This is a genomic window from Rhizobium sullae (assembly GCF_025200715.1).
Lineage (GTDB): Bacteria > Pseudomonadota > Alphaproteobacteria > Rhizobiales > Rhizobiaceae > Rhizobium > Rhizobium sullae.
On the sequence record NZ_CP104144.1, the window covers coordinates 497,799 to 514,095 of the forward strand.

The window sequence follows — 16,297 nt, forward strand, 5'->3', positions numbered from 1 at the left end:
GAAATCCTCCCGCGCCGGTTTTTCACGCGCTCAAAGCGTCGTCGCCCGGCCGTACCTGCAAGTCGTAAAGCGCCTTGTACCGGCCGCCATAGGCCAGCAGTTCCTCATGCGTGCCTCGCTCGACGATGCGGCCGTCCTCGACGAAGAGGATCTGATCGGCATGCATCAGCGAGCTCAATCGGTGTGCGACGATGATGGTGACGCGGTCAGCGGCATATCTGCGCATGGCGGCGCGGATCCGCTGTTCGGTCGCCGCATCGATTGCCGCCGTCGAATCGTCGAATACCATTACCGCCGGCCTCAACATCAGCGCCCGGGCTATCGAAAGGCGCTGGCGCTGACCGCCGGACAGCGAAACGCCGCGTTCGCCGACCACCGTGCCGTAGCCTGTCGGCAGGCCGAGGACGTAGTTGTGCAGCTGCGCGCTTTCGCTCGCCCGCTCGATCCGTGGCTCCTTGGCCCAGGGGTCGCCATAGGCGATGTTGTTTTCGATGGTCGTGGTGAACAGGAAGGAATCCTGCTGCACGACGGCAACGGAGCGGCGGAGCGATTGCAGCTTCACCTTGCGGACGTCCTGTCCGTCGATCGTGATCCTGCCCTTCGTCACGTCATAAAAGCGCGGTATCAGATGGGCGATCGTCGATTTACCGCTGCCCGGCGGCCCGACGATGCCGATCGTTTCACCGCGCCGCGCTTCGAAGGAAACGCCGTGGAGCACCTGATGCGTGTCCGAGCTTGGATAAGCGAAGTCGACATCCTCGAAACGGAGCGTGCCTTCAGTCACCTTCAATTCTTTTGCACCCGGGGCATCACGTATGGCGATCTCGAGGTCGAGCAGGTCGAAGAGGCGCGTGCCGCATGTCGAAGCCCGGGCAAAGGCGTTGACCATCATGCCGAGCTGGCGCACCGGCATTTGCAGGATGGTCATGAACGTCAGGAAGGAAGCGAGCACGCCGACGGTGATTTCGCCCGCCATCACCTTTTCTCCGCCGACCCAGAGCACGAGGCCCATCGCGGCGAAGAAGGAAAAGGTCATGGCGCTGGTATTGGCAACACGGATACCGACGCGCTGATGCGCAAGCGTCAGCGCATTCTTCGAGGCTTTTTCGAATTTGGAGAGCTCATGCTCCTGCGCAGCGAATGCACGCACGACACGGATGCCGCCGAGGTTTTCCTCCATGATGCGCGTCAGCACCGAAAGCCGCTCCTGCAGGTCGAGCCACGTGGCCCGCAGCCGGAGCTGCGTCACCGATGAACGCCAGCCGACAAAAGGCACGAAACTTAGAGCCAGGAGACCAAGAACCACATCGGTCGAAATCAGCATGTAGGCGCCGATGCCGATCAGCATCGAGAGCAGGAAAACGCGCACAAGTGCCGTCGAAAAGTACATTCGCACGCCTTCAAGATCGAGCAGCCCTATGGTGATCAGGTCGCCCGAATGAACGGTGTCGTGGAAGCTGAAGGACAGCCGCTGGATCTTCTCGTAGCAGGCAAGCCGCAGTTCATAGCCGATATGGTGACCGACGCTTTCGCTGTAGTAGTTCTGGACCATCGTGAAGACGCCGCGCAGCACGCTGGCGCCTAGTAAAAGCAGCGCCGTCGTCAGCAGCGCGTCCTGCGCCAGCTGGCCGGCAGCTCCGCCCGTCAATGCAACCTGCGTATGATCGACTGCCTGGCCGAGCAGCCGCGGAATCAGAAGCTGGAATGTGGAGGCTATGAGGGTTGCGCCGATGGCGAAGCCCGCTTGCCAAGGGTGACGAAAGGCCATGACGGTGATGCGGACCAGAGTATAGAGACCCTTGCCCCAGCCTGCCGCATTCACAAGCGCAAGCGAAGCCGAAGGCTTCGTCGCGCGTATCGACGCATCGCTGCTCACGGTATTGATTCCAAATAGATGTATGGTCGGACGCTGGCCCGAAAAGACGGCAATTCCATGAAGGAAATGGTTAGCGCGCTTACTTTTGCTGATTCTACCTGAGCGTTCAAGTAAAGAATTCACCAGCTGGTTATTTTGTCGTGAGTGACGGGCGGTGAGAACCGCAGCCCTAGCTCGATTCCAATCGGGGTAGGTGCCGCAGCACAAGAGGTTTTTTCACGATCCTTTCGGCAGACGTGACGAAGCAGGAAATCAGAAGGACGGCAGAGACCGAGGCGCAGAACAGCAAGCCGGCGGACACCGGCGAAACTGGTGGCAACACTGTCGCCAGCGATTGCACGACGGACCCGCCGAAAGTGCTCTGGCTCGCATTGTCGGCCAATGAGGACGGTTCGCCAGGGCGATCAACCTGGTCGGCGGCATCGATGCGCAGACACGATAGACCCCATGAGATGCGCGATTGGGTAAGTCCATCCATCAATTACGGCGGGCATGCCTTTGGCCTGCCTGACGCGGATTTTCAGTCATTTCTGTCACAAAGAGGCAAGTTTCTGAACGACATTACGGTACTGTCGCCCTCCTATCTGGTTCGAGCGAACTCGCCTCCGATCGTGCTCCTGTATTCGGGCAGCCTACGGGATCAATCGACCGACCACATGTCGCTCGTTCGCAGCCCGCAATTTCGGTGCCGGATTTGAGAAGGTCGCCGAAAAGAGCGGACATACTATGACCATTCTCGACGAGGCTGAGCGCATCCCGGCACGCTATAGCGACTTTTTCAATTTCCTGATCGACCGTATCAAGAAATAGCCGAGCAGACAGCGCTGGTGAAGAAGGCACCATCCTGACGGACGCGGCTAAGCAAAAAATTCTTTATTTGTATCAGCAGCCTGACTACCGGACCTGCAAGCGCGTAGAATAAAACGCTTGCCACCCGCCCATTTTGGCGCTTTCATACACGACTAGTTTGATAGACTATGGCGGCAAGCGTTCCAGACTGCCGCGTGAACCTCAGCAACGCATGAGCGTATATTCCTGCGTTGAAACCTTGATCGAGACGCGATGCGGGCCAACCCGCAAGGGAGTTGAGATGACGGTTCAGGGTCTTTTTGCTACGAAATTCCATGCGAAAGGGCAGGTTTCAGCGATACCGCGTATCGCCGTTGTCGGACGCGGCTTTTCCGGCATGATGAGCGCAATCGCCTTGATGAAAACGGTGCGGACACCGTTCCACCTTCAGCTTTTCGATCCGAATTCTTCGGTCAGCGGCGGTCAGGCGCTGTCGTCGACGCGTTCTTCGACGATCCTCAATACCCGTGTCCGCGATCTGTCCGTGTCGCTCGGCGACGCCGACGATTTCAACGACTGGCTCTGTAGCAACGCGGAGTTCCGGGCCGCCGTGCCCGCCGCGATCCCGGGTTTCCGACAGATTTTCGTTCCGAAGCAGCTTTTCAGCGATTACGTCTATCAGCGCTTTTCAGAAGCGCTCGCAGCCCGCAAGGATATCACCGTACAGGTCTGCCACGACCCCGTCGTCTCGATCCGCAGGAGACACGCAAACCGCTTCCTACTTGAGAGTGCCAATCCCGCCAATCCGATTTTCGATACCGTCATTTTGGCCACCGGTTACGGGCTTTCCGAGCCCGAGGCTGTCACGGAGGATCAGTCGCCGCTGCGGTCGCAGCGCCTCGTTGCCCGACCGCATGCGGCTCTGCTTGGAAGTGGCATTCGCGTTCTCGACCAGTTGCTGCAGCTGCGCGATAGCGGCTACACCGGCCAGATCACCATCGTCTCGAAACATGGTTTCCTGCCGCAGAGCCATACGCCGAATTCCGCCGATCCGGTTTTTCCGGCCGAGGAGCTGCCGCAAAGCCTGCCGGAGATCGTCCGCTTCATCCGCGCTGCCTGCCGAAAGGCGGAAGAAGAAGGCCGCAGCTGGCAATCGGTGATGAACGGCCTACGCAGACATGCCCGCTCGCTTTGGCGTTCGCTGCCGGCGCGCCAAAAACGCCAGTTCAACCGGCATCTGCGCGCCATCTACGACAGCCACCGCAACCGCCTGCCCGAGGCCATGTACCTGCGCTTGAAGCGCGAGCTTGCCGAAGGCAATACCGTCCTTCGCCGTGGCACGGCCGACCGCCGGGGGCTGAGCGGCATCTTCTTCACCCCGGCTGGATCGGATGTCGAGGAAGTCATCTATGCGGAGCGTGTTTTCGATTGCCGCTGCCGGGCGCCGAATCTCGCGATGCCCCTGATGCAGAGCCTGATCAGCTCCGGCCTCGCCATGCCCGACGAGCTTTCACTGGGTCTTGCTGTCAATCTGCGCGGCGAAGCCTGCCTGGAGGACGGATCGACGGTGGACGGCCTCTTTGCCGTCGGTCCGCTCGGCCTCGGCAGCCTGCCGGATATCGATCTGGTCCCTGAGATCGTCAGCCAGGCCTACGCGGCTGCGGACAAGATCGGGCAGCAGCTCCACCCTCAAAGCAGAGCTGTCTGAATTATTCAGACTTCCCCGGAACCATTTCGGCCTCCTTCGGTTTAGGCAACTGATGTTTTCTCTTGGGGGCCCTATGGAACTCGCCGATCGATATGATGCGTCTCTCACGGACGAGGGCCGCTTGCGATTACTTGTCGATGCCATCACCGACTACGCCATCTATATGCTCAGTCCGGAGGGCCGTGTCGCGACCTGGAATGCCGGTGCGCAACGCCTCAAAGGATATTCGCAGGAAGAGATCATTGGCGGGCACTTCTCGAATTTCTACACCGAGGAGGATCGTGCTGCCGGTGAGCCGGAACATGCTCTTGACGTTGCCCGCCGCGATGGCCGATTCGAGAAGGAGGGCTGGCGGGTGCGCAAGGACGGCAGCCGTTTCTGGGCGTGCGTGGTCCTTGATGCGATCAGGGACGACTGCGGTGAGGTGATTGGTTTTGCGAAGATCACACGCGATATGACCGAGAAGCGCGAAATCCAGTATGCCCTCGATCAGGCACGCGAAGAGCTTTTCCAGGCGCAGAAAATGGAGGCGATCGGCCAGCTCACCGGTGGCATCGCCCACGACTTCAACAATCTTCTGATGGCCGTTCTCGGGAGCCTGGAGATTTTGAAGAAGCGGATGCCTGAACAACCGGAGCTGATGCGCCTCGTGGAAAATGCCATTCAGGGTGCGCAGCGCGGTGCGGCACTGACGCAGCGCATGCTCGCCTTTTCCCGGCGCCAGGAACTGGCGGTCAAGACGATCGACATTGCCATGCTCATGGACGGAATGGCCGACATGCTGCAACGTTTGGTCGGGCCGCTGACCATGCTGGAAACCGAAGTGCCACGGGATCTTCCGGCAATTGCCACCGATCCCAACCAGCTCGAAACAGCCATCCTCAACCTGATTGTGAATGCACGTGACGCAATGCCGGGCGGCGGGAAGATCACCGTGAGGGCGGAAGAGCGGGCGATGGGTGACGGGAACGGGGCTGTTGCGCCCGGTACCTACCTGTGTATTTCGGTCACTGACCGCGGAGAGGGCATGGACGAAAAGACGCTTGAACAGGCGACGACACCCTTCTTCACGACGAAAGGTTTCGGGAAGGGCACTGGTCTCGGCCTGCCGATGGTTCAGGGGCTCGCGGCGCAATCAGGCGGCAAACTCGTGTTGAAGAGCCGTATCGGCGAAGGCACAGTCGCCGAACTTTGGTTCCCTGCGATCCCGGAGCAGGACGTTGCACCAGCAGAACATCCGGAGCAAGCGGCTGATCATCGCGACCTTCCGCATTCGCTGCGCATCCTGGCCGTCGACGATGACAGTCTCGTGCTCATGAACACCGTTCTGATGCTGGAAGATCTCGGCTATGAAGTCATCGAGGCGGCATCGGGTGCCGATGCGCTGGCCATCCTTGCCGCTGAACAGGTCGACCTCGTCATTTCCGACCACGCCATGCCGCGGATGACCGGTGCAGAGCTTGCGGAGGCGATCCGCCGTGATTGGCCGCAAATGCCGATCATCCTTGCCACGGGCTATGCAGACATTCCACCCGGCGGCGGCCTCATCGACCTGCCGCGCCTCGGCAAGCCCTTTTCGCAAGCGCAACTTGCCGAGGCAATCAGCCGGACGATTGCCGCGACTACCGCGTTCGAATCTCGCCGCGGATCACGTATCCCAGCAAACCTGCCACCATCAGCGCCAATCCAAACCATGTGATCGCGTAGACGAGGTGGTTGTTCGGAAAGACGATACGCGTCAATCCGCCGACCGGTAAGCCGCCTGGGTTTGGCGTCGCATCTGTATCGATGAAATAAGGGGCGGCGTTTGTGACGCCCTTTTCCACCGCGATCGCCGCGACATCGCGGGAATACCAGCGGCCCGAGGCCGGGTCGTTCGACTGCAGCAGCGAGCCTTTCGGCTCCGTCATCCGTATCAGCCCGGTGATCGTGACCGGACCGGAGAGTTGGCCGGACTGCCGGGTTTCAGGATTGCGCTTGTCGACCGGCACGAAGCCACGGTTGATCAGGATCGCCTTGCCATCTGGAAGCGACAGCGGTGTCATCACCCAATAGCCCGGCCCCAGCTCAGTCGAGGCATAGACCAGCGTCTCCTTACCGTTCTGCAGTGTGCCGGTCGTCGTTACGCGGCGGTATTCGTCATCGGCGGCGTTGACTGATCTGCCGAGCGGCGCCGGAACCGGTTCGGCTTTTACCCGTTGATCGACCCGAGCAATGAGATCGAGTTTCCAGGATAACCGCTCCACCTGCCAGACGCCGAGCGCAACAAAGCCCGCAATCGACAGAAGCATTAGGCTGCAGAGCATTGCCAGCTTGACCGCCGAGCGGCGCCGGTCTTTCGGTTCAGGAGAGCTGTTTGACATGGCTGCAAAACCGGAGCGGGCGGCCTGCCGCCGCCCGCTCGATGCCCACTAGGGCATGTTCTTCATCACTTCCGGGCTCATCGGCATCATATTGGTATTCAGATGATGCATGACCCAGAGCGAGCCGGAAAGCGCGATCGCCACGATCACGATGGTGAAGATCAGCGCCATCATCGTCCAGCCGCCCTCCGAGCGGGTGTTCATGTGCAGGAAGCAGATCATGTGAACGACGATCTGTACGGCGCCGAGGGCCATCACGAGCGTGGCCGTCACCGCCGGGCTTTCGAAGACGCCGGCCATGACAAGCCAGAAGGGGATCGCGGTCAAGATGACCGAGAGGACGAAGCCGATCGTGTAGCTCTTTAGCGAGCCATGGCCCGCCCCGTGCCCGTGGCTGTGGCCATGATGGGCTTCGTGCGCGTCCTCATGCGCGGGTGCTTGCGAAATCATCCGAGAACTCCCATCAGATAGACGAAGGAAAAGACGCCGATCCAGACGACGTCGAGGAAGTGCCAGAACATCGAAAGGCACATGAGGCGGCGGCGGTTGGCCTCGATCAGGCCGTGCATCGAAACCTGCACCATCAGTGTCGCCATCCAAATGATGCCGGACGTGACGTGCAGCCCATGCGTTCCGACCAGCGTAAAGAAGGCCGAAAGGAAGGCGCTGCGCGATGGGCCTGCGCCCTCGTTGATCAAGTGGATGAACTCGTAGAGTTCAAGGCCGATGAAGGCCGCGCCGAAGAGGCCGGTCACCGCCAGCCAAATCAGCGTGCCGGGTTTGCTGTTTTTTTCCATCTGCAGCATCGCAAAGCCATAGGTGATGGAAGAAAAGAGCAGCATCGACGTGTTGACGGCGACGAGCGGCAGGTCGAAGAGGTCTTTCGGGGAGGGCCCGGCCGCATAATTGCGGCCGACAACACCGTAAGTCGCAAACAGCACCGCGAAGATCAGGCAGTCGCTCATCAGGTAGAGCCAGAAGCCGAGATTCGTGCTGCCTTCCGGATGATGTTCCTCGGTCAGATAGAATTCAGGCTTTTCGGCCGTGTCGATGGTATGATCGCTCATGGTCATCACACCTGTGCCGCAAGCAGTTCGGTCCGCTTGCCTTCCGTTTTGCGGACGTCTTCCACCGGGATGTAGAAGTCGCGCCTATAGTTGAAGGTATGGGCGATCGTGACGACGAGCAGCCCCACAGCGGAGAGCACGACGAGCCACCATATATACCAGATGAGGCCGAAGGCGAGAGCCACGCTGATGGCCGAAAGGATCGCGCCGGTGCCGGTGTTTTTCGGCATGTGGATCGGCTTGAAGCCTTCAAGGGGCCGTTCGTAGCCGCGGTTCTTCATGTCGTACCAGCTGTCATGATCGTGCACGACCGGCGTGAAGGCGAAATTGTAATCCGGCGGCGGCGAGGAAGTCGACCACTCCAGTGTGCGGCCATCCCATGGATCACCTGTATGGTCGGCGAGCGCCTCACGCTTCATGAAGCTGACGACGAGCTGAACGAGGAACGCCAGGATGCCGAGCGCGATCAGGAAAGCACCGAAGGCCGCAATGATGAACCAGATCTGCAGCGACGGATCCTCGAATTGCGAGACACGGCGGGTGACGCCCATCAGGCCGAGCACATAGAGCGGCATGAACGCGAAGTAGAAGCCGGTCAGCCAGAACCAGAAGCTCACCTTACCCCAGAAGGCATCGAGCTTGAAGCCGAAGGCCTTCGGGAACCAGTAGTTGACGCCGGCAAGCAGGCCGAACAGCACGCCGCCGATGATCACATTGTGGAAGTGGGCGATCAGGAAGAGCGAGTTGTGCAGCACGAAGTCCGCAGGCGGAACGGCGAGCAGCACGCCCGTCATACCGCCGATGACGAAGGTCACCATGAAGCCGACGGTCCAAAGCATCGGCACCTCATAACGAATGCGGCCGCGATACATGGTGAAGAGCCAGTTGAACATCTTCGCTCCGGTGGGGATCGAGATGATCATCGTCGTTATGCCGAAGAAGGAGTTGACGCTGGCGCCGGAACCCATGGTGAAGAAGTGGTGGAGCCAGACGATATAGGAAAGGATGGTGATGACCACCGTTGCGTAGACCATAGAGGCATAGCCGAAGAGGCGCTTGCCGCAGAAGGTGGCGACGACTTCCGAGAAGATGCCGAAGGCCGGCAGCACGAGGATATAGACCTCAGGATGACCCCAGATCCAGATGAGGTTGACATACATCATCGGATTGCCGCCGAGGTCGTTCGTGAAGAAGTTCGTTCCGGCGTAGCGGTCGAGCGACAAGAGCGCGAGCGTTGCCGTCAGGATCGGAAAGGTGGCGACGATCAAGACGTTGGTGCAGAGCGAGGTCCAGGTGAAGACGGGGAGCTTCATCATGGTCATACCGGGCGCGCGCATCTTGACGATGGTGGCGATCAGATTGATGCCCGACAGTGTCGTTCCCACACCTGCGACCTGCAGGCCCCAGATGTAGTAATCGACGCCGACTCCGGGACTGTAGTCGGCGCCTGAAAGCGGCGGGTAGGCAAGCCAACCGGTGCGCGCGAACTCGCCGATGAAGAGCGACAGCATGATGATGATGGCGCCGGCCGTCGTCATCCAGAAGGAGAAGTTGTTGAGGAACGGGAAGGAGACGTCACGGGCGCCGATCTGCATAGGCACCACGAAGTTCATCAGGCCCGTGACGAAGGGCATGGCCACGAAGAAGATCATGATCACGCCGTGGGCGGTGAAGATCTGGTCATAATGGTGCGGCGGCAGGTAGCCTTCCGATCCGTTGAAGGCGATCGCCTGCTGGATGCGCATCATGATCGCGTCCGAGAAGCCGCGCAGCAGCATGATGACGGCGAGGATGACATACATGATGCCGATCTTCTTGTGATCGACGCTAGTGATCCAGTCGTGCCACAACGGACCCCAGAACTTGAAATAGGTGATGAGGCCAAGCACGGCCAGACCACCGATCACCACGGCGATGAAAGTCGCGACGAGGATCGGCTCGTGATAGGGGATCGCTTCAAGCGTCAACCGGCCGAAGATGAACTTCAGGAGGTCAGGATTGGAAAACATGGATTAACCCGTTCATTGGTGTCTTAGCGACGCAAAGCGCTAGGTTTAATTGTTGTTGCCCGGCTGAGCCGGATTGCCGCTGCCGTGGTTCATGTCCGGCATCGAATGGCCGTCGTGCTGCATTCCGGGCATGGTCTGCCCGCCCTGCTGCGGTTGGGCGCCGGGCTGCTGGCCGCTGTTTTCCGTGCCCTTCGGCGCCTCGTCGCTGAAAGCCGGCGTGCCGGTTGCCGGGAAGGTCGGGGCGTTGGCGCGTTCACCCTGTTCGGCATGACGGTTGTCATATTCCAGCCGCTCGCGGTTTTCGGCGCTTTCCCTGCCGCCGCCGCCCATCATGTCGATATGCATCATCTCGTTCATGCACATCTTTCCGGGTGTCGCGCACATGTTGAGGATCGCCTCGTAGAGGCCGGCCTCGGCGCTGGAGTAATAGCGCACCGGCTCGCGTTCGCTCGGCTTTTCAAGCTTCAGGTAGGCATCGCGGTTCAACGCCGTACCTTGGGATTTGACGCGGGTGACCCAATCGTCGAAGCCCTGCTGGTTGAGGCCGTGAAACCTGAAGCGCATGTGCGAGAAGCCATCGCCGCTGTAATTGGCGGAAAAGCCCTCGTACTCGCCTTCCTTGTTGATGACCGCGTGCAACCTCGTCTGCATGCCCGGCATGGCGTAGATCTGGCCGGCGAGCGCCGGGATATAGAAGGAGTTCATCACCGAAGAGGCGGTGATCTTGAAATTGATCGGCACGTCGACAGGGGCGGCCAATTCGTTGACGGTCGCAATGCCGAGATCCGGATAGAAAAACAGCCATTTCCAATCGAGCGCTACGACTTCGACAGTCAGCGGCTTCGCGTCGGCAGGAATCGCACGTTCTGCGTCCAGCCGATCCAGCACGCGATAAGGGTCGAGCTTGTGGGTGCTGATCCAGGTGATTGCGCCGAGCGCGATGATGATAGCAAGCGGCGCCGACCAGATCACGACTTCGAGGCGGGTTGAGTGATGCCATTCCGGATCATAGGTTGCCGCGGTGTTCGAGCGCCGGTACCGCCAGGCGAAGAAGAGTGTCAAGAACAAGACGGGCACGATGATCAGCAGCATCAGGAAGGTCGAGACCATGATGAGGTCCGCCTGTTGATTGGCGATGTCGCCCGAAGGCGACATCACCACCAGATTGCACCCTGCCAGCATGAATAGCGGCAATACGAATAGAAGGCGGGAAAACTTCATCAGTTTTTGCACGTCTCTAAGCTCTTGTTGTTTCGTCCGAACCGCGACTAAAGCACGGAACGGCATGGTGACATGAGGTGTTTGGTCGCAGTGCAGCAAATATGCCGCGGTGCGGCAGGATATCGCTTTTTTACGGCCTTCCTGAAATCCTGATTAATTCAGTAAGGATTTTGATCGGCGATAAAATGTTTCCCGGCCTATATATCCGCAAAAGCAGCGTTGGCCAGTTTCCGCCAGCCGTCCCTCATGCATTTTGCGACCTGCATTGCAATTTTGGAAATGGATGATGAACTATTTACGCCACGCGGACTTGATAACCCGGCAGGTTTGATCAAGATCGTCTTGAGGCGCTTCGTACAAGCACTTCAACGAGGGAGGCGTTAAATGGCTGAAACACAAGTACACTACGGACCGTCATCGCGCACACTGGAACGCGACGCCCGCAGAATTCATGACGATAAGCCGGTCTCGCCGGGCAGCATCGCGATCGGTGTCGTCATCGGGCGCATGTCGGAATTTTTCGATTTCTTCGTTTACGGCCTGGCCTCGGTTCTCGTCTTCCCGCAGCTTGTCTTTCCCTTCGCGCCGGACCGGCTGACCGCCACGCTTTATTCTTTCGCGATCTTTTCGCTGGCTTTTCTCGCCCGCCCTGTCGGCTCCGTTGTCTTCATGACGGTCGACCGCCTTTACGGCCGCGGCACAAAACTGACGATCGCGCTCTTCCTGCTTGGCGGCTCGACAGCCTCGATAGCCTTCCTGCCCGGTTATAGCCAAATCGGCTACTGGTCGATCGCGCTGCTTGCGCTCTTTCGCCTTGGGCAGGGCTTCGCCCTCGGCGGCGCCTGGGATGGGCTTGCTTCGCTGCTGGCGCTCAATGCACCGGAACGGCACCGCGGCTGGTATGCGATGATCCCGCAGCTCGGCGCGCCGATCGGCTTTGCCCTGGCGAGCACCCTCTTCGGCTTCTTCGTTGCCAATCTTTCAAACGATGATTTCCTCTCTTGGGGCTGGCGCTACCCGTTCTTCGTCGCGTTCGCGATCAACGTCGTGGCGCTCTTTGCCCGCCTGCGTCTCGTCATGACCAAGGAGTTCGGCACGCTTCTGGAGCAGCATGAATTGGAAGCCGCGCCAATTCTCGATGTCCTCCGCATCCACGGCCGCGATATCCTGATCGGCGCCTTCGTGCCTCTCGCAAGCTTTGCGATGTTCCATCTCGTTACCATTTTTCCGCTTGGCTGGATGAGCCTCTACGGCAGTCAACCGCTCGGCACTTTCCTGGTCGTGCAGATCATCGGTGCCATGGTCGGCATCGTCGCGATCATCGCCTCGGGCCTGATTGCCGATCGCATCGGCCGCCGCGGTCAGCTTGCCGTCTGCGCCGTGCTGATTGCGATCTTCTCGTTCATCGGCCCGATGCTGATTGCCGCCGGCGACACTGGTCAGGATGCTTTCGTCATCATCGGCTTCGGTGTGCTTGGCCTTTCGTTCGGACAGGCGACCGGTTCGATCTCTTCGCGATTCGGCCGCGGCTACCGCTACACGGGCGCAGCCTTCACGTCGGATCTCGCGTGGCTGGTGGGTGCAGGTTTTGCGCCGCTCGTTGCGCTTGGCCTGTCCAGCCGCTTCGGCCTGCCTTTTGTCGGCTATTACCTGCTTTCAGGCGCCATCTGCACGCTTGCCGCGCTTGCCTTCAGCAAGGCGCTGGAGCAGCGCGAATAGCGACGACTGAAGCATGAAGCCCGCCGGCTGTCCGCCGTACGGGCTTTTCACGTCCGGATTCGCCGAAATTACTGAAGGGCTGCCTGCGGCTTTTTTGCAGCACGTGCTGCCGTCAGTTCCGCGGTCGTATGGTTCAGGCGGTCGGCAAGGACGCGCATGATCTCGACGGCGATTTCGGGAAAATCGCTGAGAAGCTTCAGGAAATGTTCCTTGCTGATGCGAAGCACTTCGAGCGCGGAGGTGGCACGGACGGTTGCGGTACGCGACACGTCACAGAGAATGGCGATTTCGCCGACGATGGAATTAACCTCGACATCGGCGACCTTTATGTCGCCCGCAGGCGAATTCACCAGAATATCGGCGGTTCCGGAAAGCACGACATAGGCCGCGTCGCCCGGATCGCCTTGGTGGAAAAGGTCCTGACCGGCCTTGTAGGTCATCCGGTCGGAGGTGAAGGCCAAAAGCTTGAGTTTCGCCGGGGCGACCCTTGCGAAGATCGGCACCCGCCGTAGCATTTCGACTTCATCTCTCAACAGCATGAGCGTCTCACCCCCTGCCGCTTCTCCTCGCCGAAGGAGAACGCGCTTTAAAAAACTCTACTGACATTCCCTCGCAAGAATGCCGTCTCTGCCGCCCTAATAGAATATTACGATAACAGTTCCTTGAACATACCGTTTTTCTCGGAAAGTTCCGGATAGTTCCCAGCTTCCACTAAATCACCGCGATTAAAAAGCAGAATCCGATCGAAGATTTCTGCAAGTCTTGCGTTTGAAAGCACCCAGATAATCGCTGGACGTTTACCTTCCTCGTGTAGACCTTGAACGACATTGCGGATGATCTGATCCTGCACACGCTGATCGAGCGCGGGAAGCGGCCGGTTGAAGATGAAGTAATCAGAACGTTTCAAAAGCGCACGGGCAAGGTTGAGTTTTTGCCGCTGGACCATGGTCAATCGTTTGCCGCCGGAGCCGACATCGAATTCAAGTCCGATCGACAACACGTCGTCGAAAAGATCAAGTGTGTCGAAGAGTTCGCTCATGATGGTACGAATACGATCGGACGCGTCCGCCTGTTGATAGGCGATGCGGCCGAACAGCACATTGTCCATCAGCGACGCGGATGAGGTGAAGCGCTCGGGATCGTAGCGCTCGATGAGAGCTGCCAGATCGTCCGGTATATTCTCGTGAAATTGCTTGCGGGCGCCCACGATCTTCGCCATCAGTTCATCGCTCAGCAAGCCGAAGCGGTGGCGCGGCTCGATATAGGCAAAGCTCAGCCGGATGATCATCGACCGCTCGTCGATAGTCGCATCCTCGAACCTGCGGCTCTGCAATTTCTGCAGCAATGCCTGATAGGTCGGAATATCATCCGCCGTCATGAAGGTCAGTTGCTGGAAGAAGGGGTGGTCCGGCGGCAGATCGTGGAAGAGTTCGACGGCGTTTTCGGCGATTTCCAGACCCATCGCATAGAGGTCGTTGCTGAGGCCGGTATCGCGGAAAAGCTGCTGGAAATACGGGTGTGCCGCAAGCCTGCGGTTGTTCATCATCGGCCGTTTCATCGTGCCGAAAAGCAGGTTTTCACCGACCGTTGCCTGGGGATTGTAGTTGTCGAAGTCAAAGGGCACGACAACGGCATCGAGGTTCTCGTCCTTCATGCGTTCGCGCAGCGACCGGCGCAGATCAACGATGCGACCTGCAAGAGCAACGTGCACGCTTGTATCGACCGTCGAGCGGAGAGCAAGGTCAAGTATGTCGTGCGAAATCAACACGGCATCGAGCACCGGCCGGATCGCCGTCAGCAGATCGTCCGGGCCGGTCGCGCCGGCGGCGTTGTAATCCACCCAGTCGCTGTTGAGGTCGAGCGTCGGGTTGCCGGCCTTCAGCGCCTCGGCGGCATGCCATTTGAAGTCCTGGGCGGCCTCGCCTTCGTAGCCCGGATCGGTCAGCGGCGCGTGCTTGAGGCCGTAGAGCAGGTTGTCACGCAACGTGCCGTGGAAAAAATAAGTATCGGCGGAAGCGTAGGAAATGCGGCGGCCGGTAATCGATTCCGGTAGTTCCAGAAGGTCGCGGCCGTCGATGCTGATACGGCCCGAGTCGGGCCAGACGATGCGGCCGAGCGCTTCTGCGAAAGCCTCCGCACCGCTGCCGTTCGGCCCGACGATCGCCACCGTCTCGTTCGGCCTGATCTCAACCGAGACGCGATCGACCAGACGCGCGCCGCTATCGTCGCTGACGGCGAGGTTACTGACGACGAGTGCCGCCGTCAGTGGGCCGACTGCTTCTGCCGGGATTTCCTGGATCCGGCTGTCGATGAGGGGCTCGACATTGAACTGTTCATAGACCTGCTGATACTTCACCTGAACGTCCTGGCGCATCTGATCCCAGTCGATCAATTCCTTCAATGGTCCTGGAAGATCCTTGTAGGCGCTGATGACGGCGACGAGCTGGCCTATGTCAAGGCGCCCCTGCAGCGCCAGATAGCCGCCGATCGCGTAGAAGAGGAAGGGGGTCACCTGAGCCAGGAAGTTGTTCAGGAACTTCACCAGGAATTTCCACTGGTAAAGGTCGTAACGAATTGAAAAGATCAGGCCGAGACGCGTAGCGATGTCAGCACGTTCCAGGTTCGAGGTGTCATTGCCGTGGATCGTACCGATCCCCTCGACAATCTCGCCGACGCGGCCGGAAAGCTCGCGGGCCGTCAACTGGCGCTGGCGGCCGAGCTCGAGCAGCCGTTTTCTCATACGCGGAATGATGACCGCCTGCACGCCGACGATTGCTGCTGCAATCATGCCGAGCCAGAAATTCTGGACAATGATGAAGGCAAGCGCCGTCAGCGCCTGGCCGCCGAGAAGGGCAGGCGAGACAAAAGCATCACCCGTGAAGCCGCCCATCGGCTCCACCTCGTCCTTGATCATCGTGGCAATTTCAGCAGATTTCACGCGCTTGAAATGAACGGGCGGGAAACGCAGCACCCGGTCGATCAATTGAAACCGGATACGCCGCAGCATCCGTTCGCCGAGGCGGCCCTTATAGGTGTTGATATAGAACTTGAAGAGGCCGTTCAGCACCACCAGTGCCAGGAAGACGAGGCTCAGCGCCATCAGCGTCTGCAGCCGGTTGAGCTGCAGACCCTCGAAGAATTCGACATGCCCGATCAGCGGGATGTCGTAGGCAATATGCATGAAGGTCTGCCTCGCATTCGCATTCTCGAAGCCATCACCCTGGATCGGTCCGTTGACGATCTGTTTCGGCAGATCGAAGGACAGGAAGTAAGGGACCATCGAGACGGCGACCACGGCCAGAATCCAAAGCTGCTGCCGGCGCGTGTTCGACCAGATATAGCGGGCGAGGCTTTTTTCCATGCTAATCGTCAGCCTGATGGGAAAGGGCGGACCGCGATATCGGGCCGTTCAAAAGGGGAGATGCCGAAAACAGATTCATGCAACCGGACCGCCGGATATCGTAGAAGATCAAGGAGAAGCGGATTGATGTGGAATGCCGATTCTCGCCAGAGGTTAGTTATATCACAGGATTTTCATAATAGGC

Annotated in this window: 11 protein-coding genes and 1 pseudogene; 4 read left to right on the plus strand and 8 right to left on the minus strand. The window is 59.3% G+C overall.

Annotated elements, in window-relative coordinates:
* Positions 1–22: 22 nt before the first annotated feature.
* Positions 23–1,876, minus strand: coding sequence for an ABC transporter ATP-binding protein (locus tag N2599_RS23030; protein ID WP_027511100.1), 1,854 nt, complete (start codon positions 1,874–1,876; stop codon positions 23–25).
* 236 nt (positions 1,877–2,112) lie between these two features.
* On the opposite strand from N2599_RS23030, the gene N2599_RS23035 reads away from it, so the two are divergent.
* From N2599_RS23035 to N2599_RS23045, 3 genes and pseudogenes are all read left to right on the plus strand, one after another.
* Entirely contained in the window at positions 2,113–2,574 is a 462-nt protein-coding gene (locus tag N2599_RS23035; RefSeq protein WP_027511101.1) for a hypothetical protein, read from the plus strand.
* Between the two features lie 392 nt (positions 2,575–2,966).
* Positions 2,967–4,373, plus strand: a complete 1,407-nt coding sequence (locus N2599_RS23040) for an FAD/NAD(P)-binding protein (RefSeq protein ID WP_027511102.1) — start codon at positions 2,967–2,969, stop codon at positions 4,371–4,373.
* Between the two features lie 112 nt (positions 4,374–4,485).
* A pseudogene (locus tag N2599_RS23045) lies at positions 4,486–6,072 on the plus strand (PAS domain-containing hybrid sensor histidine kinase/response regulator family protein); the annotation flags it as partial.
* On the opposite strand, the gene N2599_RS23050 reads toward N2599_RS23045, so the two are convergent.
* The 5 genes from N2599_RS23050 to cyoA are packed head-to-tail and all read right to left on the minus strand — an operon-like array spanning position 5,996 to position 11,045.
* A complete protein-coding gene (locus tag N2599_RS23050; protein ID WP_027511103.1) occupies positions 5,996–6,736 on the minus strand; it encodes an SURF1 family protein in 741 nt (246 codons plus the stop codon). The pseudogene N2599_RS23045 and the gene N2599_RS23050 overlap by 77 nt on opposite strands.
* Positions 6,737–6,784: 48 nt before the next feature.
* A complete protein-coding gene (cyoD, locus tag N2599_RS23055) occupies positions 6,785–7,186 on the minus strand; it encodes a cytochrome o ubiquinol oxidase subunit IV (RefSeq protein WP_027511104.1) in 402 nt (133 codons plus the stop codon).
* Entirely contained in the window at positions 7,183–7,803 is a 621-nt protein-coding gene (gene cyoC, locus N2599_RS23060) for a cytochrome o ubiquinol oxidase subunit III (RefSeq protein ID WP_027511105.1), read from the minus strand. The genes cyoD and cyoC overlap by 4 nt, the downstream gene beginning before the upstream one ends.
* 5 nt (positions 7,804–7,808) lie before the next feature.
* The gene (gene cyoB / locus N2599_RS23065) at positions 7,809–9,812 is read right to left on the minus strand and encodes a cytochrome o ubiquinol oxidase subunit I (protein WP_027511106.1); all 2,004 of its coding nucleotides are present in this window, start codon (positions 9,810–9,812) and stop codon (positions 7,809–7,811) included.
* A gap of 45 nt (positions 9,813–9,857) precedes the next feature.
* On the minus strand, positions 9,858–11,045 hold the full coding sequence (cyoA, locus tag N2599_RS23070; RefSeq protein ID WP_027511107.1) for a ubiquinol oxidase subunit II: 1,188 nt from the start codon (positions 11,043–11,045) through the stop codon (positions 9,858–9,860).
* A gap of 372 nt (positions 11,046–11,417) precedes the next feature.
* On the opposite strand from cyoA, the gene N2599_RS23075 reads away from it, so the two are divergent.
* Positions 11,418–12,752: an MFS transporter gene (locus N2599_RS23075; protein ID WP_027511108.1), complete on the plus strand. Its 1,335-nt coding sequence runs from the start codon at positions 11,418–11,420 to the stop codon at positions 12,750–12,752.
* 68 nt (positions 12,753–12,820) lie between these two features.
* Here the strand turns inward: N2599_RS23075 and N2599_RS23080 are convergent, their stop codons facing one another.
* Both N2599_RS23080 and N2599_RS23085 read right to left on the minus strand, forming a co-directional pair.
* On the minus strand, positions 12,821–13,291 hold the full coding sequence (locus tag N2599_RS23080) for a cyclic nucleotide-binding domain-containing protein (RefSeq protein WP_027511109.1): 471 nt from the start codon (positions 13,289–13,291) through the stop codon (positions 12,821–12,823).
* 107 nt (positions 13,292–13,398) lie between these two features.
* On the minus strand, positions 13,399–16,113 hold the full coding sequence (locus N2599_RS23085; RefSeq protein ID WP_027511110.1) for an ABC transporter transmembrane domain-containing protein: 2,715 nt from the start codon (positions 16,111–16,113) through the stop codon (positions 13,399–13,401).
* Positions 16,114–16,297: the final 184 nt, after the last annotated feature.

What these genes read in the sequence shown, in the direction of transcription:
- N2599_RS23040 (WP_027511102.1), top strand. Translation starts at nt 2,967, where the DNA reads ATGACGGTTCAGGGTCTTTTTGCTACGAAATTCCATGCGAAAGGGCAG.
- N2599_RS23050 (WP_027511103.1), bottom strand. Translation starts at nt 6,736, where the DNA reads ATGTCAAACAGCTCTCCTGAACCGAAAGACCGGCGCCGCTCGGCGGTC.
- N2599_RS23075 (WP_027511108.1), top strand. Translation starts at nt 11,418, where the DNA reads ATGGCTGAAACACAAGTACACTACGGACCGTCATCGCGCACACTGGAA.
- cyoB (WP_027511106.1), bottom strand. Translation starts at nt 9,812, where the DNA reads ATGTTTTCCAATCCTGACCTCCTGAAGTTCATCTTCGGCCGGTTGACG.
- cyoD (WP_027511104.1), bottom strand. Translation starts at nt 7,186, where the DNA reads ATGATTTCGCAAGCACCCGCGCATGAGGACGCGCACGAAGCCCATCAT.
- N2599_RS23080 (WP_027511109.1), bottom strand. Translation starts at nt 13,291, where the DNA reads ATGCTGTTGAGAGATGAAGTCGAAATGCTACGGCGGGTGCCGATCTTC.
- N2599_RS23085 (WP_027511110.1), bottom strand. Translation starts at nt 16,113, where the DNA reads ATGGAAAAAAGCCTCGCCCGCTATATCTGGTCGAACACGCGCCGGCAG.
- cyoC (WP_027511105.1), bottom strand. Translation starts at nt 7,803, where the DNA reads ATGAGCGATCATACCATCGACACGGCCGAAAAGCCTGAATTCTATCTG.